Source organism: Lysobacter avium (assembly GCF_015209745.1).
GTDB lineage: Bacteria > Pseudomonadota > Gammaproteobacteria > Xanthomonadales > Xanthomonadaceae > Novilysobacter > Novilysobacter avium.
In genome coordinates, this window is the sequence record NZ_CP063657.1 from 1,144,346 (window position 1) to 1,166,179 (window position 21,834).

Here is a 21,834-nt window from a genome sequence, read left to right on the forward strand (position 1 = left end):
CCCATTTGTCCATGGCCGCTTCTTCTCACGATGTGTCACACCCATGATTCCCGGAGTTGATTGCATGCCTTCCCCCGAACCGCGTCCTGCCGTCGCAGTGGCCCGGCCCACCCCGGACGCATTCGTCGTCTATCCGGCCATCGACGTGCGCGACGGCCGCGTGGTCCGTCTGCAGCAGGGCGATTACGACCGCGAAACCCGCTACCCCGACCAGCCGGCCATCGTTGCCAGGCGTTATTCCGATGCGGCCGCGTCCTGGCTGCATCTGGTCGACCTCGACGCGGCGCGTGCGGGCGGCTACACACTGCAACCGCTGTTGCGCGAACTGAAGCAGACGACGGCCCTGCAGATCCAGACCGGCGGCGGCGTCCGCACCGAGTCCGATGTCGAGGCGATCCTGGAGGTCGGTGCGGACCGTGTCGTCGTCGGCTCGCTGGCGGTGCGCGAGCCGGACCAGGTGATCGGCTGGATCCACCGTTTCGGCCCCGAGCGCATCACCGTCGCGCTGGACGCACGCCAGGACGAAGACGGGCGCTGGCAATTGCCGACCGCCGGCTGGACCTGCGCCAGCGATGTCTCGCTGGAAATCCTGCTGGCGCGCTACGCCGGCGAAGGCCTGCGCCACCTGCTGTGCACCGACATCGCCCGCGACGGGATGATGGCCGGCCCCAACCTGGATTTCTATCGCCACCTGCTCGCGCTGGCACCGGACATGCAGTTGCAGGCCTCCGGCGGCATGCGCGACACCGCCGACATCGCTGCGGTGCGCGACGCGGGCTGCAGCGGCGCGATCCTGGGCAAGGCGCTGCTGGACGGTCGACTGGACCTGGCGTCGGCGCTGGCCGAGGAGCGTCCATGCTGAGCCGGCGGATCATCCCCTGCCTGGACGTCGCCGATGGCCGCGTCGTCAAGGGCGTGCGTTTCCGCGACCACGTCGATGTCGGCGATATCGTCGAGCTGGCCATGCGTTACCGCGATGCCGGCGCCGATGAGCTGGTGTTCTACGACATCACCGCCAGTCCGCAGGGACGCCACGTAGACAAGGGCTGGGTCGAGCGGATCGCGCGCGTCATCGACATCCCGTTCTGCGTTGCCGGCGGTATCCGCAGCGTGGCGGATGCCCGTGAGGTGCTGCACGCCGGCGCCGACAAGATCTCGATCAACACGCCGGCGCTGCAACGGCCTGAACTGGTGGCCGAGCTGGCCGACGCGTTCGGCGTCCAGTGCGTGGTCGTGGGCGTGGACAGCCTGCGCGATGAGGACGGCCAGTGGCGCGTGCGCCAGTTCACCGGCGACGTGCAGCGCACCCGGGCGCTGGCGAAGACCACCCTGGAGTGGGTCGCGCAGGTGCAGGAGCTGGGCGCGGGTGAGATCGTGCTCAACTGCATGGGCAGCGACGGCGTGCGCGAGGGCTACGACATCGGACAGTTGCAGCGCGTGCGCGAGGTCTGCGCGGTGCCGCTGATTGCGTCCGGCGGGGCGGGGACTTCCGGGCACTTCCTCGACCTGTTCCGCCGTGTCGACGTCGACGGCGCGCTTGCCGCCAGCGTCTTCCATTCCGGCGCCATCGCCATTCCCGAACTCAAGCAGTACCTGCATGCGCAGGGCATCGAGGTGCGTCATGCCGTTTCCTGATCCCGACTCGCTCGCCTGGGACCCCGCCAGCGGGCTGCTGCCCGCCATCGTGCAGGACGCGGATACGCTGCGGGTGCTGATGCTCGGCTACATGGACCGCGCCGCGCTGCAGACCATCCGCGAGACCGGCAAGGTCAGCTTCTACAGCCGCAGCCGGCAGCAGGCCTGGACCAAGGGCGAGACTTCCGGCAATTTCCTCAACCTGGTCTCGCTGCAGGCGGACTGCGACGACGACACCCTGCTGGTGCTGGCGCGGCCGCAGGGACCGACCTGCCATCTCGACCGCGCCAGTTGCTTCCCGGAAGCGCCGGGCAACCTGCTGGCCGAGCTCGATGACGTCGTTCGCCAGCGCGAGCTCGAGCGGCCCGCCGGAAGCTATACGACCAGCCTGTTCGAAAGCGGCATCCGTCGCATCGCGCAGAAGGTCGGCGAGGAGGGCGTGGAGACTGCACTCGCCGCCGTGGCCGAGGACGACGAGGCGCTGTCAGGTGAGGCGGCTGACCTGATCTTCCATTTGATGGTGCTGCTGCGCGCGCGCGGGCTTTCGCTGGACGCCGCGATTGCCGTGATGCGCGAGCGCCACCGCGCCGACCGCGCCGGTTGAGTGCGGCTTCGGGGGGACTCGCCTGGCGTTCGGCGCTGCTAGGCTTCGATCCTGTCTCTGCAACGGAACGGCCCGCATGCGCGCATCCCTTCACCCCTCGGCTCGTCCACCTCACCGCCGTGCGCCGCTGATCCGGCCGACATTCGCGGCGCTGGGCCTGGGCGCAGCGCTGGTCTGGACTCCGCTGCCGGCTTCCGCGCAGGCCCCGGCCGTCGCGCAGCAAGGCGCGGACTTCACCGGCGTGGTCTACACGGACGCCAACGGCAACGGCCAGCGCGACCCGGATGAGGCGGGCGTGGCCGGGGTCAAGCTCTCCAACGGTCGCGACATCGTCCGCAGCGCCGCCGACGGCAGCTACCGGATCACCGTCCGCCCGGGTGACACGGTGTTTGCAGTGAAGCCCGCGGACTACGCCTTCGCCACCCGCGCCGACGGGTTGCCGGCGTTCTGGCAGCACTACTTTCCCGCCGGCTCGCCCGAGCTCCAGTACGGCGGCATCCCCGCGGACACGCGCCTGAGCATGGATGTGGTGCTGCAGCCCCGCCCGGCGCCGGCGGGCGATCTGCAGGTGCTGTTGATGGCCGACCCGCAGGTGAAATCGCTGGTCGACGTTGACTACTACGATCGCGACATCCTGGACACGATCCGCAAGGGCGCACCCGCGCAACTGGGACTGAGCCTGGGCGACATCGTCGATGACGATCTGTCGCTGTACCCGTCAATCAACGCCCGCACCGCGACACTGGGCGTGCCGTGGCTGCACGCGCCGGGCAATCACGACATGGACCTGGACGCTGCCTCCGATGCCGACTCGACGCTGACCTTCCGCCGGGTTTTCGGCCCGGACACCGTGGCCTGGGAGGAGCGCGGCACGGCGATCGTCCTGCTGGATGACGTCATCCATCTGCCCGGCGCCGGCTACGTCGGTGGCCTGCGCGAGGACCAGTTTGGCTTCCTCGAGGCCTACCTGCCCACGCTGACCCCGGGTACCCGGCTGGTGGTGGGCGCCCACATCCCGTTCTTCAACACCGCGGCCGCGACCGGTGCGGAGACCTTCCGCGCTGCCGACCGGCAGCGGCTGTTCCAGTTGCTGCAGCCCTTCGACAACGTGCTTCTCCTCAGCGGCCACACCCACGTCCAGCAGCATTTCCACCACGGCGCCGCCGAGGGCTGGAACGGCCCGACTCCGCTGCATGAGTACAACGTCGGCGCGGCCTGTGGCGCGTTCTGGTCCGGGGTCAAGGACGAGGCGGGCATCCCGGATTCGATGATGGCCGATGGCACGCCCAACGGCTACGCACGCCTGGAGATCGGCGCGTCCGGCGAATACGCCCTGAGCTGGCATCCGGCGCGCCTGCCGGCGAACCAGCCCGGATTCACCCACGCCATGGCGCTGCATGCGCCGCGCGTTTTGCGGCGCGGCGCCTATCCGGCCTGGGGCGTGTACGCCAACGTGTTCATGGGCATGGACGACAGCCAGGTCGAGTACCGCGTGGGCGACGGCGAATGGAAGCCGATGCGCAAGGTGGTGCAGGCCGATCCCCGCCTGCTGGTCGAGAACGTTCGCGACGACGAGGCGCAAGCGCTGCGCGGCTTTGACCGCTCACCCGAAGCCAAGCCGAGTCGCCACCTCTGGCGCGGCGCGCTGCCCACCGACCTGCCGATCGGCGAACACCGGGTCGAGGTACGGACGCACGATCGCTGGATCGGCGAACAGACGGCGCACACGACCTACCGGTTGCAGGACGCGAGCGAATAAGGCGCCAGGCGGCTCGGCTCAAACGGCCGGATCGATGCCCTCGAAGGATTCCAGCCGCCGATGCCCATTGGCAGCGTCGGCGTCGCGCGCCTCCGGATAGTCCTCGCGGCGGTCAATCAGGACCGTGTCCATGCCCGCTTCGCGCGCGGCGTCCAGCTCGGCCACCACGTCGGACAGGAAAAGTACATGCGCTGCCGGGACGTCGAGCTCGGATGCGATGCGGTCGTAGCTCCTGAAATCGCGCTTGCCGCCAATCTCGGTGTCAAACCAGCCCGAGAACAGTCCGGTCAGGTCACCCGCATCGCTGTGGCCAAAAAACAGCCTCTGCGCCGGCACGCTGCCTGACGAGTACACGTACAACGGAATGCCCTCCGCATGCCAGCGCTGCAGCGCCTGCGCCGCATCGGGGTAGATGTGCGCGGTGAAGTCGCCGTTGCGGTAACCGTCGGCCCAGATCATTCCCTGCAGGGCCTTCAGCGCGGTGTGCTTGCGGTCCTCGTCGATCCAGCCCTGCATCACCTCGGCGATCATCGCGTCCTGGCACATGCCGCCCAGCTCGGTGGCGACCATGTCCAGCCACTTGCGTACCGCCGGCTCGTGCCCGCGGACCTTGACGAAGGCGGGCAGGGCCCGACGCGCAAACGGAAACAACACGTCCTTGACGAAGGAGATGCTGCTTGTCGTGCCCTCGATATCGGTGAGGACCACCCGGTTTGACGTGGTCACTTCGCCGGACTCCCTTCGTGACGCGGAAAGCGGCCAGCGATGTCGGTGCCGGTGAAATGACCGATCCAGCCGTCGGGCTGCTTGAAGAAGCGGATGGCGACAAAGTCCGGCTCCGCGCCCATGTCGAACCAGTGCGGCGTGCCGTCGGGCACGGAGATCAGGTCGCCCTGTTCGCACAGCACCTCGTAGACCCTGTCGTCCACGTGCAGGGTGAAGAGTCCCGAGCCGGCGACGAAGAAACGCACCTCGTCCTCCTTGTGGAAGTGCTCATCCAGGAAGGTCTTGCGGATATCGGCGCGCTTGGGGTTGTCGGGGCCGACGCTGGCGACATCGACGCTCTGGAAGCCGTGTTCGGCGACGAGCCGGTCGATATCGGTCCTGTAGGCGGCGAGGATCTTCTCGGGAGCATCGCCGCCGCTGACCTTGTCGCTGGTTTCCCAACGCTCGAAGCTCACCCCGATGGCCGCCAGCTCGCGCGCAATCTCCGCGTGGTCGCTCGTGGAGGACACCGTAGTCGCAGGGTCGCGGTCGGTGAAAATACGCAGACGGCTCATCGTTGCAGCTTCCTCAGTTCCAGTTCGCATCCCAGCAGGAAATCAAACGCCTCCAGGTGGCGTCGCGCCTCCACCATGTCACGCCCCCAGGCATACAGGCCGTGACCATCGATCAGGTAGCCCCACATGGTCTGGCGGTCGAGCAGCGCGTCCACCTGGTCGGCCAGGGTGGGCATGTGCTGGCTGTTGGGCAGCACCGGCAGCTCGATCGCGGCTTCGTGGGTGGTGTTGCCGTGGAAGGCCTTGAGCATCTCATAGCCTTCCAGCCGCACTTTGCCGGCAGGGGCGTAGAGGCGCGAGGCGACGGTCTGGTTCTGCGAGTGCGTATGCAACACGCAGCCGACCTCGGCAAAGCGGCGGTACAGACGGGTATGCAGCAGGGTCTCGGCCGAGGAGCGGCGCTCGGTTGCCACCGCGTTGCCCTCCAGGTCGACCACCATGATGCCGTCGGCGGTCAGCTCGCCCTTGTCGCCGCCGGACACGGTGATGGCGACATGGTGCGCGTCCAGGCGCTGGGAGAAGTTGCTGCTGGTGGCCGGCGTCCAGCCAGCCGAGGCTATATCGCGGACGTTGCGCGCCAGCTCGTCGGCGCGTGCGGCAAACAGCTGCGGATCGTAGGGGTATGGCTTCATCCGGCCAGTTTATCGGATGCCCGTGTGAGCCACGCCTGGCGCCCACGTTCTGTCAGAGCACGACGTTCAGCAGCACGATGAATACCAACAGCGGCGCCACGATGCGCACTACCCAGCGCCAGGTGGTGAACACCGCAGGGGAGATGCCCGCAAGCTGCTCGCGCAGCACCGTCTCCTTCAGCGCCCAACCCGCGAACAGGGCGATCAGCAGGCCGCCCAGCGGCAGCATGATGTCGTTGGCGAGCAGTTCGATCAGGCCCATCAGGTCGCGATCGAGCATGCGCACGTGCGACCAGATGTTGAACGAGAACACCGTCGCCAGACCGATCAGCCAGCACACCCCGGCGACCATCAGCGAGCCGCGCTTGCGCGGCACGCCTCGACGCTCGACCAGGAACGCGGTGGCAGGCTCCAGCAGCGAGATCGACGAGGTCCACGCCGCCACGAACAGCAGGCCGAAGAACATCAGGCCGTAGATCACGCCGCCCGTCATCACATCGAAGGCCAGCGGCAACGAGGTGAAGATCAGTCCCGGGCCGCCGCCATGCGGATCGATGCCGAAACCAATCACGATCGGGAAGATGGCCAGGCCTGCAAGCAGGGCGATCGCGGTGTCCGCCAGGGCGACGATGGCGCCGGTCTTGGGGATGGAGATGTCCTTGGGCAGGTAGGCGCCGTAGGTCATCATCGTGCACATGCCAAGGCTGAGGGAGAAGAACGCCTGGCCCATCGCCGACATCATCATGCCGGCATTGACCTTGGAGAAGTCGGGCTCGAACAGGAAGCTCGCCGCCTTGCCCAAATGGCCGGTGGTGGCGCCATAGGCGACCAGTGCCAGCAGGGTCAGCAGCAGCGCGGGCATCAGGAAACGCACTGCGCGCTCCAGACCCTTCTCCACGCCCAGCCCGACCACGCCCACCGTCAGGCCCATGAACACGGCATGCCAGCCGGCCAGCTCCCACGGGTTGGCCAGCAGCTCGGAGAAGGTCGCGGCCGGGTCGGTGATGTGGGCACCGCCAAAGGCCTGCATCAGGTACAGCCAGCTGTAGTGCAGCGTCCAGCCGCCGACCACGCTGTAGAAACTCAAAATCAGGATGCCTGCGACGATGCCGATCCAGCCGATGCTGATCCAGCCCCTGGCCGCCCCGGTTTCCCTGGTCAGCGCGACCAGCGTGGTGATCGGGCTGCGACGGCCGTGGCGGCCGATCAGGATCTCCGCGATCAGGATCGGCAGGCCGACCAACGCGATGCACATCAGATACACCAGCACGAACGCGCCGCCGCCGTTGTCGGAGGCCAGGTACGGGAACCGCCAGATGTTTCCAAGGCCGACGGCCGAGCCGGTCGCTGCGAGGATGAACGCGGTTCGCGAGGACCACATACCGTGGATCGAGGTCTTTTCCATTCAAGCAGTACCTTGTTGAGTAGCGTTCAGCGGGCCGGTGACGGAACCGGCGCCGGGCTTGCGGTGCGGGGCAGCATCAGGATCTTGAAGCCGGCGTAGGCGGAGACGACCGCCACCAGCGGACCGACGAGATTGAAGAAGGCGTAGGGCAGGTAATCCATGGTCGCCACGCCCAGCGTGGCAGCCATGTAGGCGCCGCAGGTGTTCCACGGCACCAGCGGCGAGGTGATCGTGCCGCCGTCTTCCAGCGCGCGCGACAGATTGACGGGAGCGAGGCCGCGGCGCTTGTATTCAGGCGCGAACAGCCGCCCGGTGAGCACGATCGCCATGTACTGGTCGGCGGCCACGATGTTCGCGCCGATGGCGGTGGCCAGGGTCGCGGCGATCAGTGAGCCGGCCGACCTGGCCGCCTTGAGTACGCTGCGGATCATCCGCTCAAGCAGTCCGGCGCGCTCCATGACGGCGCCAAAGCCCATCGCGCAGATGATCAGCCAGATGGTGTTGAGCATGCTGATCATGCCGCCACGGCTGAGCAGGTCATCCACCGGGCCCACGCCGGTCTGGCCGTGGTAGCCGTCGAACATCGCCGTCCAGGCTCCCGCCAGCAGCGCCATCGGCCGCGACAGCGCCTCGTTGTCGGCCAGCTGGAGCACCACGTCGGGCTGGAAGACCACCGCGAACACCGCGCCCAGCAGTGCGCCGATCAGGATCGACGGGTAGGCCGGGAAGCCGGTGATGGCCAGGGCGAACACCACCACCATCGGTATCAAAAGGTGCGCGCCGAGAGAGTATTGCTGACCCAGTACCTGCGGCAGGTTGCCGAAGGCCTGGTCGGTCGCCAGCTCGCGGGCCTCGCCCAGGCCGATCACGGTGAACAGGATCAGGGCGATGACGATGCTCGGTACCGTGGTCCACAGCATGTGGCGGATGTGCGAGAACAACTCGCTGCCGGCCGCGGCGGGCGCGATGTTGGTGGTGTCCGACAGCGGCGAGATCTTGTCACCGAAATAGCCGCCGGAGATCACCGCCCCGGCCGTCACCGCCGGTGACATGTCCAGGCCCTGGGCAACACCGATCAGCGCTACGCCCAGTGTCCCGGCGACGGTCCAGGAGCTGCCGATCACCAGTCCGACGATGGCGCAGATCAGGCATGCAGCGGGATAGAAATAGGACGGATGGAGCAGCTTGAGCCCGTAGACGATCATCGTCGGCACGGTGCCGCTGAGGATCCAGGTGCCGATGAGCGCGCCCACCGCCAGCAGGATGAAGATCGGTCCGATCGCCAGCGAGATGCCGTGGACCATGCCTTCCTGGATGTCGTCCCACTTCAGACCGTTGCGGATGCCGATGATCGCCGCGACACCGCCCGCCAGCATCAGCGATACCTGGTTGGCTCCCGAGGAGGCATTGTCGGAAAACAGGTAGACGCCGGTCGCCAGCGCGATGGCAAGACACAGTAGCGGCAACAGCGCCTGGAACAGCGATGGCTGGCGAACCGGTCGTGGGCTCATGCAGCCGACCTGATCAACAAGCGAGTCTTTGACATGGATTCCCCAACGACTGTTCAGTGGCGACGGTGGCTGCGTTCTGTCACGTCGCGCGAGCAGCATGCGGGCCAGTGGCGGATCACCTTACCCCAGTGGTGAAACGGGCGGCAAGCCGCGCGCGCGCTGGCCGGGACATGCGCGTGCTCAGTAGAGAATGCGGGTGCGCAGCGTGCCCGGAATCGCCTTCAACAGGCTCTTCAGCTCGTCGCCCTGCGCGCCCGTCGCGCTCACATCGATCACGACGTAGCCGACCTCGGGGTTGGTGCGCAGGTACTGGCCGTCGATGTTGAGGCCGAGCTGGGAGAAGATCTCGTTGATCCGCGACAGTACGCCAGGTACGTTGCGGTGGATATGTAGCAACCGCAGGCTGCCCTCGTGCCCGGGCAGGGTGACTTCGGGGAAGTTCACCGCCGACAGGGTGGTGCCGTTGTCGCTGTAGCGGACCAGTTTTGCCGCTACCTCCAGGCCGATGTTGTCCTGCGCCTCCAGCGTGCTGCCACCGACGTGCGGGGTCAGGATCACGTTGTCGATGCCCACCAGCGGGCTGCTGAAGAGGTCCTGGTTGCTGCCCGGCTCGACCGGGAATACGTCGACCGCTGCGCCGCCAAGCCGACCGTCCCGGAGCGCGGCGGCGAGTGCGTCCACGTCGACCACGGTGCCGCGTGCGGCGTTGATGAGGTGCGCGCCCGGACGCATCCGTGCGATCTGTCCGGCGCCGATCATGTTGCGCGTGGCCGGCGTCTCGGGCACGTGCAGCGTGACCACGTCGCTGCGTTCCAGCAGGTCCTCCAGACTTGCGGCGGGGTGCGCGTTGCCCAGCGTCAACTTGTCCTCGATGTCATGGAACAGCACGTGCATGCCCAAGGCCTCGGCGATCACGCCGACCTGGGTACCGATGTGGCCGTAGCCGACGATGCCGATGGTCTTGCCGCGCGCCTCGTGGCTGCCGGTGGCGCTCTTGATCCAGCCGCCGCGATGGCAGGCGGCATTCTTCTGCGGGATTCCGCGCAACAGCATGATGGTTTCGGCGATCACCAGCTCGGCGACGCTGCGGGTGTTGGAGTAGGGCGCGTTGAACACCGGGATGCCGGCCAGTTCGGCGGCTTCAAGGTCGACCTGGCTGGTGCCGATGCAGAAGCAGCCGATCGCGATCAGGCGCGGGGCGTGGGCGAGCACGTCTGCCGTCAGGTGCGTGCGCGAGCGGATGCCGACGATGTGCGCCTCGGCGATCTCGCGCTTGAGCTGGTCTTCTGGCAGCGCCTTGTCGTGCTGCACGATCTGCGAGTAGCCGGCTTCGCGGAACCGCTCCACCGCGTTCTGGCTGACGCCCTCCAGCAACAGGACGCGGATGTCGGTTTTCGGGTAGGACGTCTTCTTGGTCACGGCGGCTGCAGGGGGAAAGTGGACTCCGAATATCGCAGAAACGGCGTGCGTTTGCTGCGACGCAGCACTGGACGTGGCCGACGGGCTGCTGGCACGCTGCATGGGACGTCCTTGAAGGCCTGGCCACAATGAGTTCTCCAGTCACCGCATCCCTGCTTGCCGCCGTGCCCGGGCTGGTGCTCAAAACCGATCCCGCCGATCTGCAGCATTACGGCCGCGACTGGACCCGGCGCTGGGTTCCTGCACCACTCGCAATCGCGTTTCCCGAATCCGCGCAGCAGGTGCAGGCGATCGTGCGCTGGGCGCGTGGGGAAGGCGTTGGGATCGTGCCTTCGGGCGGGCGCACCGGGCTGTCCGGCGGTGCCGTGGCGGCGCATGGCGAGCTGGTCCTGAGCCTGGAGCGCATGGCGAAGGTGCTCGGCTTCGACGCGGTGGACCGCACGCTGACGGTGCAGGCCGGCACCCCGCTGGAAGCGGTGCACAACGCCGCGCGCGAGCAGGCCCTGTCCTACCCGGTCGACTTCGCCTCGCGCGGCTCGTGCTCCATCGGCGGCACCGTCGCGACCAATGCCGGCGGCATCCGGGTGATTCGTTACGGCAACACGCGCGAGTGGATCGCAGGCCTGAAGGTGGTGACCGGCGCCGGCGAGCTGCTCGAGCTCAACCGCTCATTGATCAAGAACTCGAGCGGCTATGACCTGCGCCATCTGTTCATCGGCTCGGAAGGCACGCTGGGGATCGTGGTCGAGGCCACCCTGCGGCTGACGGCGCTGCCCGCGCCGACCAACGTGATGTTGCTGGCGCTGCCGTCCTTCGAGGCGCTGATGGACGTGTTCGCGATACTGCGCAGCCATCTCGCGCTGGAGGCGTTCGAGTTCTTTACCGACCGCGCGCTGGCGCACGTGCTCGCGCATGGCGCGCAGGCCCCTTTTGCCGAGGTCCATCCCTATTACGTGGTGGCCGAGTTCGAGGCGGCCGACGAAGCGCAGGAAGCCGCCGCGCTGGCCGCGTTCGAAGCCTGCGCAGAGGCGGGCCTGGTCAGCGACGCCGTGCTGAGCAGCAGCGACGCGCAGGCCGCGCAGCTGTGGCGCCTGCGCGAAGGCATCACCGAAAGCCTGGCCGCGTTCCGTCCCTACAAGAATGATGTCTCGGTGCGCGTCTCGGCGATGCCGGCGTTCCTGGCGGAGGCCCAAGCGCTGCTGACGGCCGGCTACCCGGGTTTTGAAGTCGTCTGGTTCGGCCATATCGGCGATGGCAACCTGCACATCAACGTGCTCACCCCGAGGGCATGGGGGAGACCGAGTTTGTCGCGCGTTGCAGCGAGGTCACCGACACGCTGGCCGACATCCTCCAGCGCCATGGCGGCAGCATTTCGGCCGAGCACGGCATCGGACTGGTCAAGAAGCCGTGGCTGGAGAGCACCCGCAGCGCGGAGGAAATCGCAGTAATGCGCGGCATCCGCCAGGTGCTCGACCCGTCGGGAATCATGAATCCCGGCAAGTTGTTCGACAGCCACTCCGGGGCGTAGGTGGCCCTGCGCTGCGCCGGGCATGCGGATCGTGCGCTGCAGCGGTACCCTCTGCGCGCAACGGTCTTTTCCGCCACGAGTCTTCCGCCAATGATCGGATTCCGCCTGCTCGCTGTCCTGGTGCTCTGCACTGCCTCCGCCGGCGCGTTTGCGTCCGCCACGTCCACGACCTCCGACGCGATCAGCGGCGCGGTGAAGGGCACGTCCAACGGGGTGTCGGCCAGCAGCGGGTCCTTCAGCGACGACCGCGTTGTGCTGGCTGCCCGCGATGATGCCGCCAGCTTTGTCGCCAGCGACGGCGCGATCCGCGGCGTCCAGCTGGAGGCGGCACTGGCGTTGCTGCGCGCCGAACTGCCCCAGGCGGACGGTGCCAGTGACCTTGCGCTGGCGCAGGCGATCCTCGCGTTCTGATCGGCGCCCTGGGGTGCCTGTAATTTGCGGCTGCGGTGCGTGTTCGCGTCTTAGGCGTTTCTGCACCCCCCAAGCATCCATGGCGCGGATGAGGCACTTGGTGTGAACCGTATCGCCGGTGGGGTGCCGCGCCTGTGCGGCTTGGTGCTGGCGGCGGGATTGTGGTGCCCGTGGGGCGCCGCCCACGCCGGGTTGCGGCTGGAACTCGATGCCGACGGCCTCAGCGCACAGCAGGTGGCCGCCACCCAAGGTCTACTGGACGACGCGCGCAGCCGCTTGCCGCCCTCACTGCTGGCGCAGACAGACCGGACCCTTACTGTTGGATGGAGCGACCGGTTGCCGCATGCGACCACCGGCCGCGCGCGGTCCCGGGCACTGCTGCTCAACCGGCGACTGCTGCCAGTGCTGGAGGCGGAACTTGCCGCTTCGTCCCACCAGGTGGGCGCGTCGCAGAACCGCGTCGCTCATCCACCTGGCGCAGCCCGGAGCGCACGCACCGAGATGCTGGCGACCTTGCTGCACGAGGTGGCGCATTTCCACGACCGCCACACGGGGCTTTCCGCAGATCCCCGTCTGCTCGATCTCGCCGGCTGGCAGGTCAAGGTCAAGCGGCCGCGTGCCCGCGCGTCGGAGAACCCGTTTGTTGACCGCACGCCCGATCCGTATGAGCTGACCAGCCCGCGCGAGTTCGTCGCGGTCAACCTGGAATATTTCCTGCTGGACCCGGAGTACGCCTGCCGCCGCCCGGGGCTGCACCGCTACTTCAGCATGCACTTCGGCTGGGCACCGCCGCACGAGGACTGCTCACCGGGCTTCACCTATCTCGCGGTGGATGCCGACGGCGATATCGCAGGCGACGACGCCGCGCTGGCGACGCTGGACCCGGCGCGGGTGACCTCGATCGAATACCTGCTGGCCGAGGGCAACAGCGAGCCGATGAGCCGCTGGGGCCACAGCATGCTACGCCTGGTCGTGTGCGCGCCTGGGCGGCCGCCGGGGCCGGACTGCCGGCTGGATCTGCATCACCATGTGGTGCTGTCGTTCCGTGCCTTTGTCGACGACGTGCAGCTGTCCAGCTGGCGCGGCCTGACGGGTTCGTATCCCTCGCGCCTGTTCGTGCTGCCGCTGGCGCAGGTGGTCGACGAGTACACGCGCGACCAGCTGCGCGGACTCCAGTCCATTCCATTGCAACTGGAGCGCGACGAGATCGCCGCGCTGCTGGAGCGTGCAGCCCGGCTGCACTGGAGTTACGACGGGCGCTACTACTTCATCAGCAACAACTGCGCGGTGGAGACGTTCAAGCTGCTGCACGATGGCGTCCCGCGACTGGCGCAGGCGCGCATTGATGCGATCACGCCGACGGGTCTGTTGCGCAAGCTCGAACGAGCCGATATCGCCAATGCGGGCGTGCTTGAGGACGCCGCGGAAGCGCGCCGACTCGGTTATCGGTTCGACTCCCTGCGCGAGCGTTACCAGGTGATGTTCGAGATCGCGCGCGGCGAACTGGCGCTGCCGCAAACGAGGGTGGAAGACTGGTTCGCGCTGGGTGCTTCCGCCCGCCGCGCCCGTTTTGACCAAGCCGGCACCCGCGCGACGGCGGCGCTGCTGTTGCTGGAAGAGTCGGCGCGGCGTCGGCAGCTGGTGTTGGCACGGCAGGAGTTGAAACGCCGTTTCCTGGATGCGCGCGGCGACCCGGAGGCGGGCGCGTTCGCGGACGTCGATGCCACACTGCGGCGGATCCTTGCTCACAGCGGGTTCCTCAGTCGACCGGCCATGCTCTTCGCCGGCAAGCCGGGCTACGGTCTGCCGCAGCCAGCGGAAATCGATGCACTGCAAACCGACGCCGCCACCCGAACCCGGCGCCTGGCGGCACTGGGCAACCAACTGACCTCGGGGGTGGAGGCGCTGCTGGATCCCGCCGTGCGCGACGAACTCGCCGCGACGGCAGAAAACCTGCAGTCGCTGCGCGCCCAGATGAGTCGGCTCAACCGCGAGGCCGGCGGGCTGGAACTGCCGTAAGCCGCAGCTCGTGGCATCGTTGCCACGCGACCGACTCGACCCGTCACCTGTCACAGCCGCAGTCGCAGCCTCAGCCGCCGACAGATGCCGATTTCGTTGCGTCCACTCAGTCCGCGCGGCCGGCAAACTCGCCGCTGCTGGTGCTGACCAGGACCCGCTCGCCGGTGGCGATGTACTCGGGAACCATGATCTCCAGGCCGGTCGACAGGCGCGCCGGCTTGGGCCGCTTGGTCGCCGTGCCGCCCTTGAGCTCGGGCGGCGTCTCGATGACTTCCATCGCCACGCTCGCCGGCAACTGCAGCCCGACCGGCAGGTCGTCGATGATCTGCACGTAGCAACCCGACAGGTCGTCGACGATGTAGCCGGCGTCGTCGCCGACCGTCGCCGCGTCCAGCGTGTAGGGCGTGTAGTCCTCGTCGTCCAGGAACACGAACGCGTCGCCGTCCTTGTAGGAGTAGGTGACCTGGCGCCGGCTGAGCTCGACTTCCCTGAGCTCGTCGTCGCCGCCCAGGCTCAGGTCGAACTTGGTGCCGCCGGGCACCGAGTACATGGTGAAGCGGAACTTGACGTTGCCGCCGCGGCCCTGCGCAGCGCTGCGCTCGATGTCGCGCACCTGGTAGACGGTGCCGTTGTGCTCGACCACGTTTCCTTTCTTGACGTCGTAGGCTTTCATTCTTGTTCTTCTGCAGGTGGAAGCGCACGGTAGATGCGCTCGTTGAGGATCCAGGTGATCGCTGCCCAGGCCGTGCCGCCAAACGCGCACAGCACCGCGGCGACGCCGATCAACAGTTCAAAGCGGGGGTTGCCGAAGCCGAATTTCGACCACATCAGCACGGCCATCAGCGCGAACATGCCGCCGCCCCAGACCAGCAGGCCACGCACCACCACGAACCGGCGCATGCCGCGTGCACGGATGGCCGGCCAGCGCCGCGCCAGCCGGGACGTGCGCCGGCCGCCGGGCATCACTTGGGCGCCAGGCGCGTCGCCCCATCCAGGCGGATGGTCTCACCATTGAGGTAGGTGTTGCCGAGGATGTAGGCGACCAGGTCGGCGAACTCCTCCGGCTTGCCCAGGCGCGAGGGGAACGGGATCGTGGCGGCCAGCGATTCCTGCACGGCCTCGGGCATGCCGTCCACCATCGGGGTCCAGAACACGCCGGGGGCGATGGTCATCACGCGGATGCCGAACCTCGACAGCTCGCGCGCCATCGGCAGCGTCATGCCGACCACGCCGCCCTTGGAGGCGGAGTAGGCAGCCTGGCCGATCTGGCCCTCGTAGGCCGCCACGGAGGCGGTGTTGACGATCACGCCGCGCTCGCCGTCGGTACCGGGCTCGTTGTTCTGCATCACGTCGGCGGCCGCCTTGGCGACGTTGAAGCTGCCGACCAGGTTGACCATCACCGTGGTCTGGAAGCGTGACAGCGGCATCGGCCCGTCGCGACCGAGTACGCGGCCGGCGCCCAGGATGCCGGCGCAGTTGACGGCGACGTTGAGGCCACCCAGGAAGTCGCGCGCATTGGCGACGTTTTCCACCACGAGCGCTTCGTCGGACACATCGGTGGCGAAGAAACGCGCATTGGACTCGCCCAATTCAGCGACGGCCTCCGCGCCCTTGTCGGCGTTGACGTCAAACAGCGCGACCTTCGCGCCCTGGCCAACCAGGTGGCGGGCGACGGCCAGGCCGAGGCCGGAGACACCGCCGGTGATGATGGCGCGGGTATCGGAGAGCTTCATGCGGGATCCTGCGGACGAAAGACCCTGATTCTAGGACATTCGTCCGCCGACATTTGCCTCGGCGCAGGCGGTGGGGTCTCAGCTCGTGCGGCTGGACGTGTGCCCCGGCGGCCCCAATCAATCGGTGATGTCGCCGTCAGGCCAGCGCACGGCCAACCTTGCTGCCGGTCTCGCGCCCCAGCAGCGTGGCCAGCCACCGCCCCGTTTCGGCCAGCAGCCCCAGGTCGATGCCGGTCTCGACGCCCAGTCCCTGCAGCATGTAGACGACATCCTCGCTGGCGACATTGCCGCTGGCACCCTTGGCGTACGGACAACCGCCCACGCCCGACACCGCCGAGTCCACCACGCCGACGCCTTCCTCCAGGCACGCGAGGATATTGGCCAGTGCCTGCCCGTAGGTGTCGTGGAAATGCACCGCGAGAGCGTCCATCGGCACTTCGCTGGCGACCGCACGCAGCATCGCGCGCGCCTTGCCGGGCGTGCCGATGCCGATCGTGTCGCCCAGGGACACCTCGTAGCATCCCATCTGGTGCAGCTCGCGGGCGACGCGGACCACCTCGGCGACCGGCACCTCGCCCTGGTAGGGGCAGCCCAGCACCGTGGACACGTATCCGCGGACCCTGATGCCATCGGCTTTCGCACGCGCCATCACCGGCTCGAACCTGGCCAGCGACTCGGCGATCGAAGCATTGATGTTCTTCTGGTTGAACGCCTCGGAGGCCGCGCTGAATACCGCGATCTCCTCCACGCCCACCGCCAGCGCGCGCTCGTAGCCGCGCTCGTTGGGCACGAGCACTGGATAGTGGACCCCAGGCTTGCGGGTGATCCCGGCGAACACCTCGGCGGCGTCGGCCAGCTGCGGTACCCATTTGGGGCTGACGAAGCTGGTCGCCTCGATGCTCTGCAGGCCGGTCGCCGACAGCCGGTCGATCAGCGCGATCTTGTCGGCGGTCGCGACGATCGTCTTCTCGTTCTGCAGCCCGTCGCGCGCACCGACCTCGACGATGCGTACCGCGGGCTTCATGGCGCCGACTCCAGTGCCACCAGCACGGCGTCGGCTTCGACGAAGTCGCCCGTCGCCGCGCGCACCTCGGCGACGGTGCCGTCGCGGGGCGCCTTCAGGCTCAGCTCCATCTTCATCGCCTCGATCACCATCACTTCCTGGCCCTCGGTCACGGCGTCACCAGCCGCCGCGCGCACAACGACCACGCGGCCCGGCATCGGGGCGACGACATTGTCGGCCGCCGCGCCTGCGCCGGTTGCCTCGTGCTGGTACATCGCCATCGGCTGCAGGCGCAGGCGGCGGGTGCCGTCATGCACCACCACGTGGGCGTCCTGGTCCAGCACCTCGAAACGGCGCGCGCGATCGCCAATGCGCAGGCTCAACGCGCTGCAGCTGCGGCGCGCGCCACTGACCTGATGGCTCTGGCCGTCGTGCTCGATGCGGTACTCGCCGTTGCTGCCGCTGGCGTGGACTTCGATGCGTTGCTCGCCATGACCAAACGCCATGCTGCGCTGGCTGCCGTGGGCCAGCCGCCAGCCATCGGCAATCGCCCACGGCGATCCCGGATCCGGGGACTGCGCAGCGCGATGCCGGCTGTCGTCCTCCTGGGCGAGCAGGCGGGCAGTGGCGGCGGCCAGCAACAGATCGGTATCCACCGGTCCGGTCGGCGACAGGAATTCGTCCAAGTGCCGGTCCAGATAACCGGTGTCGATCGTACCCTCGACCACGACCGGATGGCGGACCAGCCGCTCCAGGAACGCGATGTTGGATTTCGGCCCGGTGATCTCGCAGCGCGACAGGGCGTCACGCATGCGGGCGAGGGCGCGGGTGCGGTCGCTGTCATGGACGATCAGCTTGGCGATCATCGGGTCGTAGAAGATCGTCACCGTATCGCCCTCGACCACGCCCGAGTCCACCCGCACGTGCGCATCGGGTGAGGGCAGGCGCAGGCGCTCCAGGCGGCCGGAGCCCGGCAGGAAGCCGGCTTCCGGATCCTCCGCGTACAGGCGCACCTCGATCGCGTGCCCGTTGCGACCGATGTCGACCTGGGCGAGCGGCAGGGGCATACCCGCGGCCACCTGCAGCTGCCACGCGACCAGGTCCAGGCCGGTGATCATCTCGGTGACCGGATGCTCGACCTGCAGGCGGGTGTTGATCTCCATGAAGTAGAAACGGCCGTCCTGGCCGACGATGAACTCGACCGTGCCGGCGTTGACGTAGTTGATGGCCTTCGCCGCGAGCACGGCGGCCGCGCCCATCTCCTGGCGCAGCTGCGGGGTCAGGAACGGTGAGGGCGATTCCTCCATCACCTTCTGGTAGCGGCGCTGGGCCGAGCACTCGCGCTCGTTGAGGTGGATGGCGTTGCCGGCGTCGTCGCCGAACACCTGGATCTCGATATGCCGCGGCTTCTCGACGTAGCGCTCCAGCAACACGCGGTCGCGCCCGAACGCGTTCTTCGCCTCGCGCTGGCAGGACGCCAGGTTGGCCGCGAACTCGCCGGACTCGCGCACGATCCGCATGCCCTTGCCGCCGCCGCCGTGGGCCGCCTTGATCATCAGCGGGTAGCCGATCCGGTCCGCTTCGGCGTGCAGATGGGCTGGATCCTGATCCTCGCCGGTGTAGCCCGGCACCACCGGCACACCGGCGGCGGCCATGAGGTCCTTGGCGCCGGCCTTGCTGCCCATCTTGCGCATCGACGCCGCCTTGGGGCCGATGAAGGCGATGCCCGCGGACTCGACGGCGTCGGCGAAGTCGACGTTCTCCGACAGGAACCCGTAGCCCGGGTGGATCGCCTGGGCGCCGGTGCGCGTGGCCACCTCGATGATCGCCTCGCCGCGCAGGTAGCTCTCCGGTGGCGTCGGACCGCCGATGCAATAGGCCTCGTCGGCCTGGCGAACGTGCTGCGCGTCGGCATCGGCCGTCGAGTACACCGCCACCGTGCGGATGCCCAGCTGGCGGCAGGTGCGGATGACCCGGCAGGCGATTTCGCCGCGGTTGGCGATCAGGATCTTGGTGAACATGGCGGGCCTCGTGGGGCGGCTGTCAGGTGGGTCGAGGCGCTCACTGGCACCACGCCGGCTTGCGCTTGTCCAGGAAAGCGGTGAGCCCTTCCTGGCCCTCCGGCGATACCCGCAGGCGGGCGATCAGGTCGGCGTTGTCGGAGTCGTGGGCGGCGCGGTCGGTGTGCGACGCGACCTGGCGCACCAGCGACTTGGCCTGCGCCGACGCAATCGGGCCGGCCTTCAGCAGCAACGCGACCTGTCGATCCACCGCGGCGTCGAGCTCATCGGCAGCGACCGTTTCGTGCAGCAGTCCCATGCGCCGTGCCTGTTCGGCACCGAAAATCTCGGCCGAGGCAAACCAGCGCCGCGCCTGGCGGGCGCCGATCGCCTCGATCACGTAGGGCGAGATCACCGCCGGCAGCAGGCCCAGCTTGCTTTCGGTGAGGCCGAACTTCGCATCATCGCTGCCGATGGCGATGTCGCAGCACGCGACCAGCCCGACGCCGCCGCCGAACGCGGCGCCCTGGACCCGGGCAATGGTCGGCTTGGGCAACTCGTTCAGGGTCCGCATCAGGCGCGCCAGGGCCAGGGAATCCTCGCGGTTCTCCGCCTCGCTCGCCGCCGCCATCCCACGCATCCAGTTGAGGTCGGCGCCGGCGGAAAACGAGGCGCCCGCGCCCTCCAGCACCACCACCCGGACGCTGTCATCGTCGGCCAGCGCATCCAGCGCGCCGGTGAGCGCGGCAATCAGCATCGCGTGGAACGCGTTGTGGACGTCCGGGCGATTCATGCGCAGGCGGGCCACCGGGCCCTGGCGAACATTCAGCAGCGGATTGGTCATCGGGATTCGCGTGTTCGGGAAGCCGTCAATGATAGCTGCCGCGCCTTCGGGACGTGATCACAGATGCGACCGGTTCTCATTTCTGCAGTAGAATCTGTGTTTGCCCGTCACGCGTTGCCGCCCGATGCCCACTGTCCTGCGTTGCCTGCTTGTCTCCGTGCTGCTGTGCCTGTCGCTTCAAGTCCGCGCGTCCACGGCGGATGTGCAGACGGCTTGGCGATTGCTGGACTACATCGCCGTGGACTATGCAGAGGCCGTGGCGGATGGGGAGGTCGTCGATCCGGCGGAGTTCCAGGAGATGGTGGAGTTCTCCGCATCCGCGCACGAGCGGATCCAGTCTCTTGATGCCACGGCCGCGCAGCCACGGCTGCTGGAGGAGGCGAAACGCCTGCAGGCGGCCGTCGCGGCCCACGAATCGCCCGAGGCTGTCGCCAAGCTGTCGCGAGGGCTCGCCAGCGACCTCATTGCGGCCTACCCGGTCCCGCTTGCTCCGAACGCTCCGCCTGACATGGCGGTCGCGGCGGGCCTGTACCAGCAGCAATGTGCCAGTTGCCACGGCGACACCGGCGGCGGCGACGGTCCCGCCAGCGTGGGCCTGGATCCCCCCGCGATCGACTTCACCGACCGTGGCCGTGCGCGCGAGCGCAGCGTATTCGCGCTCCACCAGGTGATCGAGCAGGGCCTGGAAGGCACCAGCATGGTCAGCTACGCGCACCTGCCTGCGGATGAGCGCTGGGCGCTGTCGTTCTACATCGGCCAGTTCGCCTACCCCGAATCGCAGGCCGCCGCCGGCGAAAAGCTGTGGAACGAGGACGCCTCGTTGCGCGCGTCGATCCCGGACCTGGCGGCGCTGACCCAGGTCACCCCGGCGGCGCTCGCGCAGGACGTGGGTGAGGAGACCGCCCAGGCCATCACCGCCTACCTGCGCCGCCATCCCGAAGCGGTGGAGGCGCCGGTCGTTGCCGAGGGCCAGCTCGCGTTTGCCCGCAGCCGTCTGGCCGAAAGCGTCGCCGCTTATGCCGCCGGCGATCAGCCCAGGGCCCGTGACCTCGCCCTGTCCGCGTACCTGGACGGCTTTGAGCCGATCGAACCGCTGCTGGCCGCGCGCGACAGTGCCTTGATGGGGCGGATCGAGGCGGCCATGGCCGAGTTGCGCTCGCGCATCGGTTCTTCGGCCAGCGTGGAGGCGGTCGAGGAGCAGGTGCAGGTCGTCGACAGTCTCTTCGCCGAAGCCGAGCACGCACTCGAACCGGAAATGGCCAACAACGCGTCGGCATTCGTCGGCGCTTTCACCATTCTGGTGCGCGAAGGCCTTGAGGCGCTGCTGATCCTGATTGCGATGGTCGCGTTCCTGCGCAAGGCCAACCGGACCGAGGTCATGTCCTATGTGCATGGCGGCTGGATCAGCGCCCTCGTTGCCGGCGGCGTGACCTGGTTCGTGGCGACCTATGTGGTCAGCATCAGCGGGGCCAGTCGTGAGCTGACGGAAGGCTTCGCCGCGCTGTTTGCCGCGGTCGTGCTGCTGTTTGTCGGCATCTGGATGCACGGCAAGAGTCAGGCCGGCGCGTGGCAGCGCTACATCAACGACAAGCTCTCGCACGCGCTGTCCAAACGTTCGGCGTGGTTCCTGTTTGTGCTCTCGTTCGTCGTGGTCTACCGCGAGGTCTTCGAGACGGTGCTGTTCTACATCGCGCTGTGGAGCCAGGGCAACGGCATGGCGGTCCTGGCCGGCGGCGGGCTGGGTGCGGCCGTGCTGGTGGTGATCGCCGTGGCCATGCTGCGCTTCAGCCAGCGCCTGCCGATCGGTCAGTTCTTCTCGATCAGCTCGATCCTGATCGCGGTCGTGGCCGTGGTACTCGCCGGCAAGGGCATCGCCGCCCTGCAGGAAGCGGGCTGGGTGTCGGTATCAACGCTCTCGATCCCGCGCGTCGCGCTGCTGGGTATCTACCCGACCCTGCAGAGCGTGCTGGCGCAACTGGTGACGCTGGCGGTACTGGTGGCGGGGTTCTGGTTCAACCGGCGCTCCGCGGTGCCCAGCGCCGCGTGATTAC

At 68.1% G+C, this 21,834-nt stretch carries 19 protein-coding genes and 1 pseudogene; 8 read left to right on the forward strand and 12 right to left on the reverse strand.

The window, feature by feature from the left end:
* Positions 1–64 precede the first annotated feature (64 nt).
* The 4 genes from hisA (at position 65) to INQ42_RS05265 (ending at position 3,998) form a co-directional block, all read left to right on the forward strand.
* Complete coding sequence (gene hisA, locus INQ42_RS05250; protein WP_194035443.1) at positions 65–862, forward strand: 1-(5-phosphoribosyl)-5-[(5-phosphoribosylamino)methylideneamino]imidazole-4-carboxamide isomerase; 798 nt, start codon at positions 65–67, stop codon at positions 860–862.
* Entirely contained in the window at positions 856–1,635 is a 780-nt protein-coding gene (gene hisF / locus INQ42_RS05255; RefSeq protein ID WP_194035444.1) for an imidazole glycerol phosphate synthase subunit HisF, read from the forward strand. The genes hisA and hisF overlap by 7 nt, the downstream gene beginning before the upstream one ends.
* The gene (gene hisIE / locus INQ42_RS05260; protein ID WP_194035445.1) at positions 1,622–2,239 is read left to right on the forward strand and encodes a bifunctional phosphoribosyl-AMP cyclohydrolase/phosphoribosyl-ATP diphosphatase HisIE; all 618 of its coding nucleotides are present in this window, start codon (positions 1,622–1,624) and stop codon (positions 2,237–2,239) included. Before hisF ends, hisIE begins: the two co-directional genes overlap by 14 nt.
* Before the next feature lie 130 nt (positions 2,240–2,369).
* Positions 2,370–3,998 carry a calcineurin-like phosphoesterase C-terminal domain-containing protein gene (locus INQ42_RS05265; protein ID WP_407070802.1) on the forward strand — a complete coding sequence of 543 codons (1,629 nt, stop codon included), beginning with the start codon at positions 2,370–2,372 and terminating at the stop codon, positions 3,996–3,998.
* Positions 3,999–4,016: 18 nt separating this feature from the next.
* On the opposite strand, the gene mtnC is transcribed toward INQ42_RS05265, so the two are convergent.
* The 6 genes from mtnC to serA all read right to left on the reverse strand — a co-directional run bounded on the left by mtnC (position 4,017) and on the right by serA (position 10,245).
* Complete coding sequence (gene mtnC / locus INQ42_RS05270; protein WP_194035447.1) at positions 4,017–4,724, reverse strand: acireductone synthase; 708 nt, start codon at positions 4,722–4,724, stop codon at positions 4,017–4,019.
* The gene (locus tag INQ42_RS05275; protein ID WP_194035448.1) at positions 4,721–5,278 is read right to left on the reverse strand and encodes a 1,2-dihydroxy-3-keto-5-methylthiopentene dioxygenase; all 558 of its coding nucleotides are present in this window, start codon (positions 5,276–5,278) and stop codon (positions 4,721–4,723) included. The genes mtnC and INQ42_RS05275 overlap by 4 nt, the downstream gene beginning before the upstream one ends.
* Complete coding sequence (locus tag INQ42_RS05280; RefSeq protein ID WP_194035449.1) at positions 5,275–5,910, reverse strand: methylthioribulose 1-phosphate dehydratase; 636 nt, start codon at positions 5,908–5,910, stop codon at positions 5,275–5,277. Before INQ42_RS05280 ends, INQ42_RS05275 begins: the two co-directional genes overlap by 4 nt.
* A 52-nt stretch (positions 5,911–5,962) precedes the next feature.
* On the reverse strand, positions 5,963–7,315 hold the full coding sequence (locus tag INQ42_RS05285) for a sodium-dependent transporter (RefSeq protein WP_194035450.1): 1,353 nt from the start codon (positions 7,313–7,315) through the stop codon (positions 5,963–5,965).
* Between the two features lie 26 nt (positions 7,316–7,341).
* Positions 7,342–8,826: a Na+/H+ antiporter NhaC gene (gene nhaC / locus INQ42_RS05290; RefSeq protein ID WP_194035451.1), complete on the reverse strand. Its 1,485-nt coding sequence runs from the start codon at positions 8,824–8,826 to the stop codon at positions 7,342–7,344.
* A gap of 180 nt (positions 8,827–9,006) precedes the next feature.
* Complete coding sequence (serA, locus tag INQ42_RS05295) at positions 9,007–10,245, reverse strand: phosphoglycerate dehydrogenase (protein ID WP_228064443.1); 1,239 nt, start codon at positions 10,243–10,245, stop codon at positions 9,007–9,009.
* 128 nt (positions 10,246–10,373) lie between these two features.
* On the opposite strand from serA, the pseudogene INQ42_RS05300 reads away from it, so the two are divergent.
* The 3 genes and pseudogenes from INQ42_RS05300 to INQ42_RS05310 all read left to right on the forward strand — a co-directional run bounded on the left by INQ42_RS05300 (position 10,374) and on the right by INQ42_RS05310 (position 14,203).
* A pseudogene (locus tag INQ42_RS05300) lies at positions 10,374–11,773 on the forward strand (FAD-binding oxidoreductase).
* Positions 11,774–11,863: 90 nt separating this feature from the next.
* Positions 11,864–12,184, forward strand: coding sequence for a DUF2388 domain-containing protein (locus INQ42_RS05305; protein ID WP_194035453.1), 321 nt, complete (start codon positions 11,864–11,866; stop codon positions 12,182–12,184).
* A gap of 102 nt (positions 12,185–12,286) precedes the next feature.
* Complete coding sequence (locus INQ42_RS05310) at positions 12,287–14,203, forward strand: DUF7844 domain-containing protein (protein WP_194035454.1); 1,917 nt, start codon at positions 12,287–12,289, stop codon at positions 14,201–14,203.
* A gap of 106 nt (positions 14,204–14,309) precedes the next feature.
* Here INQ42_RS05310 and efpL read toward each other — a convergent pair whose 3' ends face one another.
* The 6 genes from efpL to INQ42_RS05340 all read right to left on the reverse strand — a co-directional run bounded on the left by efpL (position 14,310) and on the right by INQ42_RS05340 (position 19,783).
* Positions 14,310–14,876, reverse strand: coding sequence for an elongation factor P-like protein EfpL (gene efpL / locus INQ42_RS05315; RefSeq protein WP_194035455.1), 567 nt, complete (start codon positions 14,874–14,876; stop codon positions 14,310–14,312).
* Positions 14,873–15,166: a hypothetical protein gene (locus INQ42_RS05320; protein ID WP_194035456.1), complete on the reverse strand. Its 294-nt coding sequence runs from the start codon at positions 15,164–15,166 to the stop codon at positions 14,873–14,875. Before INQ42_RS05320 ends, efpL begins: the two co-directional genes overlap by 4 nt.
* Positions 15,166–15,936, reverse strand: a complete 771-nt coding sequence (locus INQ42_RS05325) for an SDR family NAD(P)-dependent oxidoreductase (RefSeq protein WP_194035457.1) — start codon at positions 15,934–15,936, stop codon at positions 15,166–15,168. Before INQ42_RS05325 ends, INQ42_RS05320 begins: the two co-directional genes overlap by 1 nt.
* A gap of 136 nt (positions 15,937–16,072) precedes the next feature.
* Positions 16,073–16,960, reverse strand: a complete 888-nt coding sequence (locus tag INQ42_RS05330) for a hydroxymethylglutaryl-CoA lyase (RefSeq protein WP_194035458.1) — start codon at positions 16,958–16,960, stop codon at positions 16,073–16,075.
* The gene (locus INQ42_RS05335) at positions 16,957–18,960 is read right to left on the reverse strand and encodes an acetyl/propionyl/methylcrotonyl-CoA carboxylase subunit alpha (protein WP_194035459.1); all 2,004 of its coding nucleotides are present in this window, start codon (positions 18,958–18,960) and stop codon (positions 16,957–16,959) included. The genes INQ42_RS05330 and INQ42_RS05335 overlap by 4 nt, the downstream gene beginning before the upstream one ends.
* A gap of 40 nt (positions 18,961–19,000) precedes the next feature.
* Complete coding sequence (locus INQ42_RS05340; RefSeq protein WP_194035460.1) at positions 19,001–19,783, reverse strand: enoyl-CoA hydratase/isomerase family protein; 783 nt, start codon at positions 19,781–19,783, stop codon at positions 19,001–19,003.
* Between the two features lie 124 nt (positions 19,784–19,907).
* On the opposite strand from INQ42_RS05340, the gene INQ42_RS05345 reads away from it, so the two are divergent.
* Entirely contained in the window at positions 19,908–21,830 is a 1,923-nt protein-coding gene (locus INQ42_RS05345; protein ID WP_194035461.1) for a cytochrome c/FTR1 family iron permease, read from the forward strand.
* Positions 21,831–21,834: the final 4 nt, after the last annotated feature.

Bases quoted from the DNA above. Each gene is read 5' to 3' on its own strand.
- INQ42_RS05330 (WP_194035458.1), bottom strand. From the start codon at position 16,960: ATGAAGCCCGCGGTACGCATCGTCGAGGTCGGTGCGCGCGACGGGCTG.
- INQ42_RS05280 (WP_194035449.1), bottom strand. From the start codon at position 5,910: ATGAAGCCATACCCCTACGATCCGCAGCTGTTTGCCGCACGCGCCGAC.
- hisA (WP_194035443.1), top strand. From the start codon at position 65: ATGCCTTCCCCCGAACCGCGTCCTGCCGTCGCAGTGGCCCGGCCCACC.
- INQ42_RS05325 (WP_194035457.1), bottom strand. From the start codon at position 15,936: ATGAAGCTCTCCGATACCCGCGCCATCATCACCGGCGGTGTCTCCGGC.
- INQ42_RS05320 (WP_194035456.1), bottom strand. From the start codon at position 15,166: ATGCCCGGCGGCCGGCGCACGTCCCGGCTGGCGCGGCGCTGGCCGGCC.
- efpL (WP_194035455.1), bottom strand. From the start codon at position 14,876: ATGAAAGCCTACGACGTCAAGAAAGGAAACGTGGTCGAGCACAACGGC.
- INQ42_RS05275 (WP_194035448.1), bottom strand. From the start codon at position 5,278: ATGAGCCGTCTGCGTATTTTCACCGACCGCGACCCTGCGACTACGGTG.
- INQ42_RS05335 (WP_194035459.1), bottom strand. From the start codon at position 18,960: ATGTTCACCAAGATCCTGATCGCCAACCGCGGCGAAATCGCCTGCCGG.
- INQ42_RS05340 (WP_194035460.1), bottom strand. From the start codon at position 19,783: ATGACCAATCCGCTGCTGAATGTTCGCCAGGGCCCGGTGGCCCGCCTG.
- hisIE (WP_194035445.1), top strand. From the start codon at position 1,622: ATGCCGTTTCCTGATCCCGACTCGCTCGCCTGGGACCCCGCCAGCGGG.
- INQ42_RS05305 (WP_194035453.1), top strand. From the start codon at position 11,864: ATGATCGGATTCCGCCTGCTCGCTGTCCTGGTGCTCTGCACTGCCTCC.
- hisF (WP_194035444.1), top strand. From the start codon at position 856: ATGCTGAGCCGGCGGATCATCCCCTGCCTGGACGTCGCCGATGGCCGC.
- INQ42_RS05285 (WP_194035450.1), bottom strand. From the start codon at position 7,315: ATGGAAAAGACCTCGATCCACGGTATGTGGTCCTCGCGAACCGCGTTC.
- INQ42_RS05345 (WP_194035461.1), top strand. From the start codon at position 19,908: ATGCCCACTGTCCTGCGTTGCCTGCTTGTCTCCGTGCTGCTGTGCCTG.
- nhaC (WP_194035451.1), bottom strand. From the start codon at position 8,826: ATGAGCCCACGACCGGTTCGCCAGCCATCGCTGTTCCAGGCGCTGTTG.